Source organism: Streptococcus mitis, assembly GCF_026782895.1.
In the GTDB taxonomy this organism is placed as follows: Bacteria; Bacillota; Bacilli; order Lactobacillales; family Streptococcaceae; genus Streptococcus; species Streptococcus mitis_CB.
On record NZ_JAKUXJ010000007.1, the window covers coordinates 1 to 14703 of the forward strand.

Here is a 14703-nt window from a genome sequence, read left to right on the forward strand (position 1 = left end):
TTCTGTCACTGACAGATTTATTGTTTTTTTCATTGTTCAGTACTACAACCTTAGTTGTAGTGCCCTGCACATTGGTTCGTCTTGTTCAGTTTTCAAAGGTCTTTGTCACTCACTTCTCTCAAGCGACAACTATATTAGTATATCACAGGTGCTTTCGCTTGTCAACACTTTTTTGAAACTTTTTTAATCTTTTTTCATCAAGTGTTCCATCCGCAACATACCATAGTCCGTACGGGATTCGAACCCGTGTTACCGCCGTGAAAAGGCGGTGTCTTAACCCCTTGACCAACGGACCTGAGCTGTTATTTTCAACTCTTACTATTATACAGACTTTTTCAGACTTGTCAACAACTTTTTCTGTTTTTTTCAAATTAAGTAAAAAGAGCCAGAATTATACTGACTCTTCTATTGATTATTAAACTTAGAAGCACGTTCTTCTCCCCACCAATATGGGATTAGTTCTGCGACTTTCACTGTCTTTCTTGTATTGTAGTCCATCATGAATTCTGCTTCTTTATTTTCAACGTTCAACTCTAAGAGGAACTCTCTGCATGCGCCACAAGGCATACCCGAACTTCCACCATAAGGTGGTTGCTCTCGAAAGGCTAAGACTTTTTTAACCTTAGTTTGTCCCGAGAATTGGTACATATTGAAGAGTGCTGCCCGCTCTGCGCAGAGATGGAAAACACCACATGTTCCCTCCATACAGAATCCTGTAAATATTTGTTCATCTTCTGCTTCTACTGCGGCAACGACATGATTAGCATAAACAAAATCAGATACTTCATGTGGATTATACAATTTCTGTGCTTCTTCGTACATCTTTTCCCAGATGTCCATTATTGTACCCTTCTTACTTAGAGATTTCCTTTAACATATTTTCGATATGCTGGATTGATTTTTCACGTCCAAGCAAGAAAATTGTATCTGGTAATTCTGGTCCATGCATTTCACCTGAAACTGCGATACGAATAGGCATAAAAAGATTTTTTCCTTTAATACCTGTTTCTTTTTGAACAGCTTTGATTTGTGGGAAGATATTCTCTGTTACAAATTCATCATCTGTCATCGCTTCAAGTTTTGCTTTGAAGGCTTCAAGAACTGTTGGGACTGTTTCCCCCGCCATGACTTCGCGCTCTGCTTCTGTCAATTCTGGGAAATCTGAGAAGAAGAGATCTGTCAATGGGATAATCTCATCTACTGATTTCATTTGTGGTTTATAGAGCTCAACTAATTTTTCAGCCTTGTCAGTCAATCGACCTGCTTCTTCTAGGAATGGTTTTGCCATTTCAAAGATAGTTTCTAAATCTGCATTCTTGATATAGTCATTGCTCATCCAGTCCAGTTTTTTCTGGTCAAAGGCTGCTGGAGACTTGCTGAGTCGGTTTTCATCGAAAAGTTTAATGAGTTCTTCACGAGAGAAGATTTCATCTTCGCCACCTGGGTTCCAACCAAGAAGAGCAATAAAGTTAAAGACTGCTTCTGGAAGGTAACCTTTCTTTCGGTAATCTTCGATAAATTGAAGTGTATTAGTATCACGTTTAGATAACTTCTTACCAGTCTCAGAGTTGATAATCAAGGTCATGTGACCAAACTCTGGAGCTTCCCAACCAAGTGCTTCATAAACCATGAGCTGTTTTGGTGTATTAGCAATGTGGTCATCTCCACGGATTACGTGAGAAATTTGCATATCATGGTCATCGATGACAACGGCAAAGTTGTAAGTTGGGTAACCGTCTTTCTTTTGGATAACCCAGTCACCACCAATATTGCCACCTTCAAATTCGATATCACCTTTAACCATATCATGCCACTTGTAGATACCTGACTCATTGACCGCCAAACGAACTGTTGGAATGATACCAGCTGCTTCACGTTCTGCGATGTAAGCTGCTTTTTCCTCTTCACTCATACCAAGGTATTCGTTAATGTAGCGAGGTGTTTCACCAGCTGCTTCTTGGCGTTCGCGTTCAGTTGCCAACTCTTCTTCTGTAACGTAAGATTTGTAGGCTTTTCCTTCAACTAGCAATTGATCGATGTATTTTTGATACAAGTCCAAACGTTCAGACTGGCGGTAGTTTTCATGTGTTTCTGGACTTTCGTCCCAATCCATACCCAACCAACGAAGGTTTTCAAGTTGTGAACGTTCACCATCTTCGACATGGCGTTTACGGTCAGTATCTTCGATACGGATAATAAAAGTTCCACCGTGATGACGTGCATAAAGGTAGTTGAACAATGCTGTACGGGCATTTCCGATGTGTAGTAGTCCTGTTGGACTTGGTGCGTAACGTACGCGGATATCTTTTGACATAGTTTCTCCTATAAAGTCTCTAGGCGTCTGCCTTTTTGCTCTCTATATTATATCACAAGTCTTGGCTGAGGCCAATTTCTATGGATAAAGAGAGTAAAAAGAGTGGACAAGCCACTCTTTTCTTCTATTATAGACGTGCGTTAAGTTCTTTGCTCAATTCTTCAAATCCTGGTTTTCCAAGAAGGGCAAACATGTTACGTTTGTAAGCTTCAACACCTGGTTGGTCAAATGGGTTGATAGCATTCAAGTAACCTGAAAGAGCGATAGCCAATTCGAAGAAGTAGATTGTGTAACCAAGAGTGAAAGCATCTTGCTCTGGAAGAGTCACGTACATGTTTGGTACATCACCATCTGTGTGGGCAAGAAGAACACCATCAGTTGCTTTTTTGTTTACAAAGTCAACGTCTTTTCCTTGAAGGTAACCAAGTCCATCAAGGTCTTCTTCCAAGCTAGGAATAATCACGTTTTTACGAGGTTTGTCAACACGAACAACTGTTTCAAACATGATACGAGTTCCTTCTTGGATAAATTGACCAAGTGAGTGCAAGTCAGTTGAGAAGTTGGCTGAAGTTGGGTAGATACCTTTTTGGTCTTTTCCTTCTGATTCACCAGCCAATTGTTTCCACCATTCTGAGAAGTATTGAAGTGATGGCTCGTAGTTTACCAAGATCTCTGTTGCATAGCCTTTACGGTAAAGGATGTTACGAACTGCTGCGTATTGGTAAGCTTCGTTTTCAGAGATTTTATCTGAAGTGTAGTCTTTGCGAGCTGCATTCGCACCTTCCATAAGGGCTTTGATGTCAGCTCCTGATGCTGCGATTGGAAGCAAACCAACGGCTGTCAATACTGAGAAGCGTCCACCGATATCATCTGGAACAACAAATGTTTCCCAACCGTTAGCGTCTGCTTCAACCTTAACAGCACCTTTTTGGCGGTCAGTTGTTGCATAGATACGTTTGTTGGCTTCTTCTTGACCGTATTTCTTAACCAAGAGTTCTTTGAAGACACGGAAAGCAATCGCTGGTTCAGTTGTTGTACCTGATTTAGAAATCACGTTTACTGAGAAGTCTTTGTCTGCAACATACTCTACCAAGTCAGCAAGGTAAGTAGATGAGATTGAATTTCCTGCGTAAAGGATTTGTGGAGCCTTGCGTTCTTCTTTTGTTTGCAAGTTAGCAAAGTGGTGGTTCAAGAAGTCGATTGCTGCTTTCGCACCAAGGTAAGATCCACCGATGCCGATTACAACCAAAACATCGCTGTCTGATTTGATTTGCTCAGCAGCTTTCAAGATGCGGTCAAATTCTTCGCGGTCGTAGTTTTCAGGAAGGTCCAACCATCCCAAGAAGTCGCTACCAGCACCAGTTCCTTTACGGATCAATTCATCTGCTGCTGTTACTTGTGATTGCATGTATTCCACTTCATGTGGTGCAACAAATTTGTCTAAAACTTTTGAATAATCAAATTTAATATGTGACATGTTATTCCTCCAATATTTCTTCTTTTCTATCATAACGCTTACCTTCGTTTTTTTCAAGTTTTTTTGTCGAATTTCTCCAATTTTTATCAGAATTCAAACGTTTGCGTAAAAATCCCACATTCCAAAAATTTTGAAAAAATAAAAGAAAGAACGACTAGATGTTCCAGTCGTTACAGTTCATTCAATAAATATTCAAATAATTCTAAATTGCCATCTTCTTCATTGACCAGAAACTCTGGATGCCACTGCAAACCGATAATGCGGTGCTCATCGATAGACTCAATCGCTTCGATGGTTTGGTCTCTTGGATCAATAGCAGTTACACGGAAATTAGGTGCCAAATCTTTAATACTTTGACGATGAACTGAGTTAACCTGACTTTCTTTTCCAAATAGCTTAGCCACCACGCTTCCTTCTACTGTCTCAATAGAGTGAGATGTTCCGAAAGGTAGGCCTTGCCAGTGGCCTTCGATTTCTTGATTGAGGGTTCCGCCAAAGGCAACATTGACAAGTTGGACACCGCGACAGATTGCCATAATTGGTTTATTCTGGCGGAGAGCTTCCTTTAAGAGGGCCAGTTCAAACTCATCACGAACCAGATTGTAATCATCGCTCTCGATGGTCTTTTTCTCTCCATAAAATTGAGGATGGACATTTTGACCGCCTGTCAAGATAAGTTTGTCAATCATTTCTACATAATCGCGTACAACTGACTCATCACCAACAGGAATGACTAAAGGGAGACCACCGACTTGACGAATGCTCTCTGCGAATCTACAAGATACAGATGAATGAATGTTTTTACCTTCTGCGTCTACGGGACATAGATTTGCAGCAACTCCTACAACCGTTCTAGCCATGATGCCTCTCCTTTCGAATGTTAACGATAGTCCTATCATATCACTCAAAACACCTTTCGTCTAATATGTTTTTTTTAAGGCTGTGATAAATATTTTTTATGGACAAGAAAAAGCTGCCCACATAGGACAACTTCTTTCTTATTCGAAAACAAATTGATTGTGATAGAGTTCTGAATAGAAGCCACCTAGTTTCAAGAGTTCATGGTGGTTACCGCGTTCAATGACTTCTCCATCTTTAAGGACAATAATCTGATCAGCATTGAGAATGGTCTTCAAACGGTGGGCAATGACGAAACTAGTTCTACCTGCTACAACCGCCTCCATGGCATGCTGAATCTTACTTTCTGTCACCGTATCTACGTTCGAAGTGGCTTCATCTAGAATGAGAACTTCTGGATCTGTCATCAGGGTTCGAGCGATAGAAATCAATTGTTTCTGTCCTGTTGAAAAGATGCTCTGGTCATCATCTATAAGAGTATCGTACTTATCAGGTAAGCTTTCGATATAGTCGTGAATGTGGGTTGCCTTGGCTGCTACCTCAACCATTTCTTGACTAGCATCTGGCACACCGAAACGGATATTGTCTCGAATCGTTCCGCTAAATAAGACCGAATCCTGCAAAACAATTCCCACCTTGCTTCTAAGACTATCTAAATCATAGTCACGGATGTCTTTGCCGTCAAAATAAATACCACCAGCATCAACATCATAGAAGCGATTGATAAGGTTCATAATAGTCGTTTTCCCTGACCCTGTCGGACCAACAACTGCTGTCATCTGGCCTTTAGGGGCAGAAATGCTAACATCTTTCAAAATAGGTTTATCAGGCAAGTATGAAAAATCAATATGACTGATTTCAACACCTTCTTGCAACTTAGTGAAGATTGGAGCCTTTTCAGGTCGGATTTCTTCCTCTGCGTCAAACATTTCCTGAATCCGTTCAGCCCCAGTAAAGGCTAACTGAAGGCTTCCCCAACTAGCTGCAACTTGGATAATAGGCTGGTAGTACTGCTGTGAAAATTGGGCAAACATAACAATCAGACCTAGGGCTGTACTAGTTTCAATAGACTTATCATTCAAAAGTACAGCTGAACCAGCAAAGATGACGACGGCTGTATTAACCAGACTCATCCCATTCATGACAGGGAACAGAATTCCAGAGAACATTCTTCCTTTAAAGGTTGACTTGCGCACGCGCTCATTTTGTTCAAGAAATCCTGCCATCATATCCTCTTGAATTCCTTGCACAATGACAGCTTTTTGGCCTGAGATACTCTCATCCATATAGGCGTTGAGCTTCCCTACCTCTTTTTGCTGGAGGTTGGTGTATTTGCGTGCCATTTTTACAATAAAAATCAGCATAAGGAAGGCCACTGGTGTGCTGGCAATGGTGATGAGGGCCAGCGTCACATTTCTCGAAAACATGACAAGAATTAGACCAATGTATAAAACAATATTGCTCATGACCTGAATCAAGCTTTCGTTAAAGGCTTGGAGGATATTGTCCAAATCACTGGTAAAACGAGACAAGATATCGCCATCTTGTCGGCGGTCAAAGAAAGAAACCGTCAAGCGAGCAAGCTTACCGAAGAGGCCTTTGCGCATCTCGTTGGTCGACTCTGCAATCACGCGCGTCATGAGACACATGTATATCACACTAGAGATAAATAGAACCAAAACCAGCAGGCCAAGATTGACCATGATTCCTGATAGGCTTTGCCAAACAAGTTCTGGATTGCCATTTTGATAAGCTTGAACTAAATTAGCTAACTCTGTTACCGCTTGTCCAGAAAATACCGGAAAGAGAGCTTGGGCAAGAGTCGCCAGAACAATCATCAGGATAACAACTACAAATGATAGCTTATAGACTTTAAAATAATTCCAAAAAAATTGAACTGTCTTCATTTTACTCCTCCTTTCCTTTCTGTGTTTCGTAGATTTCACGGTAAACGGAATTGTTGGCAACCAAGTCTGCATGCGTACCTTGACCAATCAATCGTCCTTGATCTAGAACCAAGATTTTATCTGCATGAACAACCGAGCTAATCTTTTGAGCGATGATAATGGTTGTCGTTCCCTTCAAGTCCTTATTCAAGGCTTCCTGAACCAGGCGCTCTGACTTGGCATCCAAGGCTGAGGTCGAATCGTCAAAAATCAGAATACGTGGATTGCTGACAATTCCACGGGCAATCGACATCCTTTGTTTTTGCCCACCTGAAAAGTTGGTTCCCCTTTCTTCAACTGGACTTTCAAAGGTTTTCTCCATACGATGAATGAATTCACTGGCTTGAGCAATATTGGCTGCGCGCTCCATTTCAAATAAAGTAGCATCTCCCTTACCCTGTCTCAAGTTATCTGCAATCGTTCCACTAAAGAGAATGGCACGTTGGAGAACGATAGAAACTGTTTTACGCAGGGTTCCTTCACTCACTTCTCGAATATCCTTACCTCCGATTTTGATAGCCCCTGCCTGTGGGTCAAAGAGACGTGGAATCAATTGAGCTAAGGTTGACTTTCCTGCGCCAGTCGCTCCAACTACACCAACCATTTGACCAGGTTCGATAGTAAAGCTCACATCTTTCAGCATCGGTTCCTTGTCCATTGGATAGGTAAAGGTTACATTTTCAAAGCTAAGACTGCCGACCAACTCTTCATCTGGGACATCCTTGAAGGTCATGGCTGGCTCTGCGTCAAGAATTTCTCGAATACGACGCATAGAAATCATGGCACGACTGACAGAATTTCCCAAAAATCCAACCATAACAATGGTAAAGATAATCTGGCTTAGGTAATTGACAAAGGAAGCAATGGAGCCAACAACTGACGGATCCGACTGAACCATTCCTGCAACTAGCCAAATAGAGATGAAAACCGTCCCGTAGCCGACTAACATCATAAAGGGTTCCACTACTGAAAAGGCATAACCAATGTAAAGGTTTTGACCAAGAAGCTCGTCTGATACCTCTGTAAACTTAGCAAACTGCTCTTTTTCTTGGACAAAGGACTTGACCACACGAACACCGCGCAGATTTTCCTTGGCAATGGCATTGATGCGTTCAAGAAGGGTTTGAAACTTGGCAAAACGAGGCCCCATCATTCCCATCATGACAGCAGTCAAGGCAAAAATCAAGACTACCATGAGAACAATCACCCACCACAGAGAAGGTAGGGTTTGAACCGCCAAGATAAACGAACCGATGAACAAGAGGGGGAGTCTGAAAAGAATTTGGAAGGTCATCATGACGACGTTCTGAATCTGGTTGATATCATTTGTCATTCGAACGACTAGATTTCCCGCATTAAATTGTTCAATATTGGCATAAGAAAAGGTTTGGATTTTACGGAAGGCATCCTCTCGAAGGTCGGATGAAACTCCTTGAGCAATATAGGCTGCAAGGATAACATTGACCCCACCAGCAACCAGACCGACCACGGCCACACCAATCAACCAAGCCCCTATACTATAAATAGCTTCATATTTTCCAGCAAGGAGGGCGTCTAACACTTCCTGCAGATAACGCGGTTGCAAAAGTGAACTAGCAACCATCAAGCCTGTCATCAGTAGCGAGGCCAGGGCTTGCCACTTATAGGTTTTTATTTTCTGAATCAGCATACTTTCTCCTTAAAAAATAGACAAAAGGGAGCGACAATGCGTCAGCTCCTTCTCACTCTGTTTGTGTGATGTTATTCTAGCAAAAAAGTGGGAACTTGTCAAAGAAGTCTCCTTGATACAGCTAGAATGACAAGGAATTCATTCTTTATAATTTTTGTTTTAACTCGACCAAGACATTCATAGCCTGCATAGGTGTCATATTGTAAACATCCAATTTAGACAATTCTGCTAGGATAGGATGTTCTTCTGCCGTATCAAAGAGTGAAATCTGTTCAGTGACAGCACTTGTTTGCCTCATCAGACTTGAACTTTCTCCCCCTTGACTCTCCAGTTGAGTCAAAATCTTATTCGCCCTTGCTAAAAGATCTGCTGGCAAGCCAGCGATCTTGGCAACATGGATACCGTAGGATTTATCGGCTGGTCCTGGTTCAATCTTGTGAAGGAAGGTGACCTGCCCATCCTGCTCCAAAGTTGCCACGTGGACATTAACCAAGTGTTGTAAACTAGACTCCAGACTAGTCAACTCATGGTAGTGGGTCGCAAAGAGGGTCTTAGCTCCGATGTGCTCATGGATATATTCGATGATAGACTGAGCAAGAGCCATCCCATCATAAGTTGCAGTTCCACGTCCCAATTCATCAAAGAGAATGAGAGAGTTCTTAGTCGCATGCGAAATGGCATTGTTAGCTTCCATCATCTCTACCATAAAGGTTGACTGACCTGAAACCAAGTCATCTGCTGCTCCGATACGAGTAAAAATCGCATCAAAAATAGGTAAATAGGCGCTTTCTGCTGGCACATAAGAACCCAACTGGGCCATAACTGCCGTCATGGCTAACTGACGCATATAGGTTGACTTCCCACTCATGTTGGGCCCTGTAATCAGTTGAATACTGGTATCTTCTGCCATCTGAATCGTATTTGGAATATAGGTCTGAGCCCCCATAACCTTTTCAACAACAGCATGGCGCCCTTTCTGGATATCAATTCGCGAATCATCTCCGAATTCAGGTCGAATCAAATGCTGGGTTTCAGCAACAACTGCGAGACTTTGCAGGACATCAACTGTCGCAATTCCTTGGGCTAGAACCTGCAAACGCTGGATATACTTGCTGACCTCTTCACGAATACGCATAAAGATTTCGTACTCTAGATTAGCTGACTTCTCACGCGCCTCCAGCATATCTCCCTCGATACGAGCTAATTCCTCGGTTCCAAAACGTTCCGAGTTTTTCAGCGTCGCCTTGCGGAAAAAGTGGGCTGGCACATTCCCCAGTTGTGAATTGGTCACATGGAAATAGTAGCCATCCTTCTTATTGTAGTCAATCTTGAGCGTGCTGATACCAGAATTTTCTCGCTCCTTAGCCTCAATCTCAGCAATCCAGCTAGTCCCTTCTCTGAGAACGCGACGGTACTTGTCTAAAGTCTCATCAAATCCAGTCCGGATAATACCACCTTCCGTAATCACATGAGGAGCTTCAGGAGCAATCGCTGCGCTAATCAAGCTCTCCAACTCAGGGATTCCATCCAGTTGTTCGATGAGATAGGCTAGAGCAGGCTGTTCCATTCCCTCTAAAATCGCACGAATCCGTGGCACACTAGACAAGGTGGTCGCCAACTGCAAGAGATCCTTGGGATTTGTTTTGCCAAAAGAAACCCGACTAGCCAAGCGTTCGATATCATAAACACCCTTGAGACTGTCTGTCAAATCACTACGCTCAAAGAAATGGTCGAGAAAGACCTGCACCACTTCTTGACGTTGGACGATTCGTTCCTTATCAATCAGGGGGCGATGAATCCAAGACCGCAAGAGCCGCATACCCATAGCTGTTTTAGTTTCATCCAAAAGCCAGAAAAGACTACCTTGCTTCTTGCCTGAACGAGCATTCTCAACCAAATCGAGACTAGCCTTGGTCGCATAATCCATCTGCAAGAAATCCTTGATTTCATAGCGGATAACAGGTTTGAGGTGGTTCAATTCCCTCATCTGAGTCCGATGAACATACTGGAGCAACTTACTAGATGCCGCTTGCTCCACAGGTGCCAATCGTGAATCCAGTAAATGAAGGTCTTCAAAGCCTTCTTTTTCATAGGAAAGTACCAGATTCATCTGACGACTGAGGATTTGTTCCTCTTCCTCAGACGAGACATAGCCCAACACCACTTCTCGCGCCTTGAGATTGCGGATTTCCCCACAAACCAGCGTGAAATCCAAAAGACCTGTCACATAAAAGTCACCCGTCACCAGGTCCATATAAGCTAAGCCAAATTGATTGCCTTCGCGGTCTATGGCAACCAAAAAATTATTCTGACTATCCGGCTTACTGCTATCGACAACTGTCCCTGGCGTAATGACCTGAACAACCTCTCGTTTCACAACCCCAACTGCTTGTTTAGGATCTTCCATCTGCTCTGCGATAGCTACCTTATAGCCCTGCTCAATCAAGACATCGATATACTGTTGGGCAGAATGATAGGGGACACCCGCCATAGGAATCGGATTGTCCGCATTCTTGTTGCGACTCGTTAAGGAAATTTCCAGAATCTGCGCAGCATTGACCGCATCCTCATAAAATAATTCATAAAAATCACCCATCCGAAAGAGCAAAAAAGCATCTGGATATTGCTTTTTAATATCCACGTACTGTTGCATGCCCGGTGATAGCTTTTCTGTCGCCATTTTCCGTCTCTCCTTGTTAAAAATAAGTCTTGAGAGCAACTCCCAAGACCTTACTTATCTTTCATCAAATCTAGCAAACGATCTTCCATGAGTTTGGCAACGTGCTGGTCTCGACAAATGACCAATAAGGTATTAGCACCAGCAACTGTTCCTAAAATCCATTCATCCTTGTTTGCATCTACAATATTTGCTAAAACAGAGGCTTCTCCCAATTTGGTATGAAGTACCAAGGTAAACTCTGCTCTTGCAACACCTTCTAAATGATGAGACAAAAATTCCACCAAATCAATCTTTTCTGTCTCATTTGCTAGTACATAATACACCATATCATTTTTCTTGACCTTGGTCAAGCCGATTTCGCGCAAATCACGAGACAGGGTTGTCTGCGTCACAAAGACATTGTGCGCCTCCAACCGATCTTGAATTTCTTTTTGTGTACTTAATTTCTCCTCAGTAATCATTTTTTTTATTAACTGATGACGATCTCTTTTTCTCATAAAATCCTCTTATATGCATATTTATAACTAATTTTATAACTATATTATACCAAAAAAATAGGAGATTTCAAAAATTTTTTCTTCTTTCTTTAAAATTGTGATAAAATAGTAGAAAAGTCCAAAAAGGAGCTCTTAATGAATACAAAAGAATTGATTGCTAGCGAATTGGCTAGCGTCATTGATAGCCTGGACCAAGAGGCTATTTTAAATTTACTGGAAACCCCTAAAAACTCAGAAATGGGAGACATCGCTTTCCCTGCTTTTTCACTTGCAAAAGTAGAACGTAAAGCACCTCAAATGATTGCGGCTGAACTGGCTGAAAAAATTAACAGCCAAGCCTTTGAAAAGGTTGTCGCAACAGGACCTTACGTCAACTTTTTCCTTGATAAATCTGCCATTTCTGCTCAAGTATTGCAAGCTGTTATCACTGAAAAAGAACACTATGCTGACCAAACTATTGGCAAACAAAAAAATGTTGTTATCGACATGTCTAGTCCCAATATTGCTAAACCATTTTCTATTGGTCACCTACGTTCAACTGTTATCGGAGATAGCTTGTCACATATTTTCCAAAAAATCGGTTATCAAACAGTCAAGGTCAACCATTTGGGAGACTGGGGTAAACAGTTTGGGATGCTGATTGTTGCCTACAAAAAATGGGGTGACGAAGAAGCTGTAAAAGCTCATCCAATCGATGAACTCCTTAAACTCTATGTCCGCATCAACGCTGAAGCTGAAAATGACCCTAGCTTGGATGAAGAAGCACGCGAATGGTTCCGTAAACTTGAAAATGGAGATGAAGAAGCTCTCGCTCTTTGGCAATGGTTCCGTGATGAAAGTTTGGTGGAATTTAACCGCCTTTACAATGAATTGCAAGTCGAATTTGACAGCTACAATGGAGAAGCCTTCTACAACGATAAGATGGATGCAGTTGTAGACATTCTTTCTGAAAAAGGCCTTCTTGTTGAATCAGAAGGTGCCCAAGTTGTGAATCTTGAGAAATATGGAATTGAACACCCAGCCCTCATCAAGAAATCTGATGGTGCAACTCTCTACATCACACGTGACTTGGCTGCAGCCCTTTACCGTAAAAACGAATACCAATTTGCTAAATCTATCTACGTCGTTGGTCAAGAGCAATCTGCCCACTTTAAACAACTCAAGGCTGTCTTGCAAGAGATGGGCTATGGCTGGAGTGACGACATTACTCACGTTCCTTTTGGTTTAGTTACAAAAGAAGGGAAGAAACTCTCTACTCGTAAAGGGAATGTCATCTTGCTAGAGCCTACTGTTGCAGAGGCTGTTAGTCGTGCCAAAGCCCAAATCGAGGCTAAAAATCCTGAACTTGAAAACAAAGACCAGGTAGCGCATGCTGTTGGGGTTGGGGCCATTAAATTCTATGACCTTAAGACTGACCGTACAAATGGATACGACTTCGACCTAGAGGCCATGGTATCCTTCGAAGGTGAAACTGGACCTTATGTTCAATATGCCTACGCTCGTATCCAATCTATCTTACGCAAAGTCGATTTCAAACCTGAAACAGCTGAAAAATATAGCTTGAATGATACTGAAAGCTGGGAAATCATTAAACTCATCCAAGACTTCCCACGTATTATCAACCGTGCGGCGGATAACTTTGAACCTTCTATCATTGCTAAATTTGCAATTAGCCTGTCTCAAGCCTTCAACAAGTACTATGCACATACACGTATCTTGGATGATAGCCCCGAACGCGACAGCCGTCTAGCTCTCAGCTACGCAACTGCAGTCGTTCTCAAAGAAGCCCTTCGCTTGCTTGGAGTAGAAGCGCCAGAGAAGATGTAAATCGCCAAAGTTACTTGATTGCAGAGCAATCTAAGTAACTAACGCCAAATCCTATTCGGACTTTGGCTAGGCGCTTCACTAGTTTTAGGACATAAATATGATTGATTTATGTCCTAAAACGTCGTAATCTTCAAGTTACTTGATTGTAAAACAGTCTAAGTAACTAAGACCAAATCCTATACGTAATTAGGTTTAGAGGTCTATCAAAAATCTTATCAAGTTTTGCTGACTTGTTCTGCTATTTTAGATCCACTAAATCGATTTATTCACTACTACTTCTTTATCATACAGGGAGATTTCCTATGAGCCAATATGCTTATGTCCTCGTTGTGATTAGCTTGGTTTTCCTTTTTCTGCTCAATAAGTACGAGAAGGAGAGACTGCAAAAACTCTACCAAGAACAACTTTTAAAGGATGAAACATTCAGGTCTAACATCAAAGAAAAAATTCATACGACTGAAAATATCAATGATGTCATTGCTTACATCAATAAAACTTACCATCTGGGAATGTTGCTATCAAAAGACATTACAGATCAATTGAAATAAACCTAGTTATTCTTTAAGGAATATCAAAACCGAGACTAAGAGTTTATTACTTAGGCTCGGTTTTTGTATATTTTTCAAGCAACAAAGCCATCACTCCCCAGCAATGCAAGTGCAAAATCCTCTAGAATATGATAGAATAATGGAAAGGACTCTATTAAGGAGGAAATCATGGAAAAACAAACCGTCGCCGTCTTGGGGCCTGGATCTTGGGGAACTGCCCTTTCACAAGTCTTAAATGACAATGGACACGAGGTACGTATTTGGGGAAATCTTCCCGAGCAAATCAATGAAATTAATACCTATCATACTAACAAGCACTACTTTAAAGATGTCGTTCTAGATGAAAATATCATTGCCTACACTGACTTAGCAGAGGCATTAAAAGATGTGGATGCGATTTTATTTGTTGTCCCAACAAAAGTGACACGACTTGTTGCCCAACAAGTTGCAAAAACCTTGGATCATAAGGCTATCATCATGCACGCTTCAAAGGGATTAGAGCCTGATAGTCATAAACGATTATCAACCATCCTTGAAGAAGAAATTCCTGAACATCTCCGCAGTGATATTGTCGTTGTTTCAGGACCTAGTCATGCGGAAGAAACCATTGTTCGTGACCTGACTTTAATCACTGCTGCTTCTAAGAATTTACAAACAGCTCAATACGTTCAGGAGCTCTTTAGTAATCACTACTTCCGACTTTATACTAATACGGATGTTATCGGGGTTGAAACTGCTGGTGCTCTTAAAAATATTATTGCTGTCGGTGCTGGAGCTTTACATGGTTTGGGATTTGGTGACAATGCCAAGGCAGCCATCATCGCTCGAGGCTTGGCAGAAATTACCCGCCTAGGAGTGGCACTCGGGGCCAGTCCATTGACCTATAG

At 41.8% G+C, this 14703-nt stretch carries 11 protein-coding genes and 1 tRNA gene; 3 read left to right on the forward strand and 9 right to left on the reverse strand.

Features of this window, described 5'->3' with window-relative positions; translation table 11 throughout:
- Positions 1-223: 223 nt before the first annotated feature.
- From MK480_RS08750 to argR, 9 genes are all read right to left on the reverse strand, one after another.
- Positions 224-295: transfer RNA gene (locus MK480_RS08750), tRNA-Glu, on the reverse strand.
- A gap of 110 nt (positions 296-405) precedes the next feature.
- Positions 406-840 carry a cytidine deaminase family protein gene (locus MK480_RS08755; RefSeq protein WP_153209228.1) on the reverse strand — a complete coding sequence of 145 codons (435 nt, stop codon included), beginning with the start codon at positions 838-840 and terminating at the stop codon, positions 406-408.
- A 13-nt stretch (positions 841-853) separates the two neighbouring features.
- The gene (gene gltX / locus MK480_RS08760) at positions 854-2314 is read right to left on the reverse strand and encodes a glutamate--tRNA ligase (RefSeq protein WP_045606631.1); all 1461 of its coding nucleotides are present in this window, start codon (positions 2312-2314) and stop codon (positions 854-856) included.
- A 127-nt stretch (positions 2315-2441) separates the two neighbouring features.
- On the reverse strand, positions 2442-3791 hold the full coding sequence (locus MK480_RS08765; RefSeq protein WP_000018268.1) for a glucose-6-phosphate isomerase: 1350 nt from the start codon (positions 3789-3791) through the stop codon (positions 2442-2444).
- 170 nt (positions 3792-3961) lie between these two features.
- The gene (locus MK480_RS08770; RefSeq protein WP_000124770.1) at positions 3962-4651 is read right to left on the reverse strand and encodes a gamma-glutamyl-gamma-aminobutyrate hydrolase family protein; all 690 of its coding nucleotides are present in this window, start codon (positions 4649-4651) and stop codon (positions 3962-3964) included.
- A 138-nt stretch (positions 4652-4789) separates the two neighbouring features.
- Positions 4790-6556 (reverse strand): multidrug efflux ABC transporter subunit PatB, encoded by a 1767-nt coding sequence (gene patB / locus MK480_RS08775; protein ID WP_268707543.1) that lies wholly within the window; start codon positions 6554-6556, stop codon positions 4790-4792.
- Between the two features lies 1 nt (position 6557).
- Positions 6558-8264: a multidrug efflux ABC transporter subunit PatA gene (gene patA / locus MK480_RS08780; RefSeq protein WP_268707544.1), complete on the reverse strand. Its 1707-nt coding sequence runs from the start codon at positions 8262-8264 to the stop codon at positions 6558-6560.
- 145 nt (positions 8265-8409) lie between these two features.
- Entirely contained in the window at positions 8410-10944 is a 2535-nt protein-coding gene (gene mutS / locus MK480_RS08785; protein WP_247953535.1) for a DNA mismatch repair protein MutS, read from the reverse strand.
- 50 nt (positions 10945-10994) lie between these two features.
- Positions 10995-11441, reverse strand: coding sequence for an arginine repressor (gene argR / locus MK480_RS08790; protein WP_001231476.1), 447 nt, complete (start codon positions 11439-11441; stop codon positions 10995-10997).
- Positions 11442-11576: 135 nt separating this feature from the next.
- On the opposite strand from argR, the gene argS reads away from it, so the two are divergent.
- The 3 genes from argS to MK480_RS08805 form a co-directional block, all read left to right on the forward strand.
- Complete coding sequence (gene argS / locus MK480_RS08795; protein WP_153199340.1) at positions 11577-13268, forward strand: arginine--tRNA ligase; 1692 nt, start codon at positions 11577-11579, stop codon at positions 13266-13268.
- A 302-nt stretch (positions 13269-13570) separates the two neighbouring features.
- Entirely contained in the window at positions 13571-13816 is a 246-nt protein-coding gene (locus MK480_RS08800; RefSeq protein WP_084925354.1) for a MarR family transcriptional regulator, read from the forward strand.
- A gap of 168 nt (positions 13817-13984) precedes the next feature.
- Positions 13985-14703 (forward strand): NAD(P)H-dependent glycerol-3-phosphate dehydrogenase (locus MK480_RS08805; protein ID WP_268707545.1); only part of this gene is annotated, 719 nt, incomplete at its 3' end.

Bases quoted from the DNA above. Each gene is read 5' to 3' on its own strand.
- argS (WP_153199340.1), top strand. From the start codon at position 11,577: ATGAATACAAAAGAATTGATTGCTAGCGAATTGGCTAGCGTCATTGAT.
- MK480_RS08765 (WP_000018268.1), bottom strand. From the start codon at position 3,791: ATGTCACATATTAAATTTGATTATTCAAAAGTTTTAGACAAATTTGTT.
- gltX (WP_045606631.1), bottom strand. From the start codon at position 2,314: ATGTCAAAAGATATCCGCGTACGTTACGCACCAAGTCCAACAGGACTA.
- MK480_RS08770 (WP_000124770.1), bottom strand. From the start codon at position 4,651: ATGGCTAGAACGGTTGTAGGAGTTGCTGCAAATCTATGTCCCGTAGAC.
- mutS (WP_247953535.1), bottom strand. From the start codon at position 10,944: ATGGCGACAGAAAAGCTATCACCGGGCATGCAACAGTACGTGGATATT.
- argR (WP_001231476.1), bottom strand. From the start codon at position 11,441: ATGAGAAAAAGAGATCGTCATCAGTTAATAAAAAAAATGATTACTGAG.
- MK480_RS08755 (WP_153209228.1), bottom strand. From the start codon at position 840: ATGGACATCTGGGAAAAGATGTACGAAGAAGCACAGAAATTGTATAAT.
- patA (WP_268707544.1), bottom strand. From the start codon at position 8,264: ATGCTGATTCAGAAAATAAAAACCTATAAGTGGCAAGCCCTGGCCTCG.
- patB (WP_268707543.1), bottom strand. From the start codon at position 6,556: ATGAAGACAGTTCAATTTTTTTGGAATTATTTTAAAGTCTATAAGCTA.
- MK480_RS08800 (WP_084925354.1), top strand. From the start codon at position 13,571: ATGAGCCAATATGCTTATGTCCTCGTTGTGATTAGCTTGGTTTTCCTT.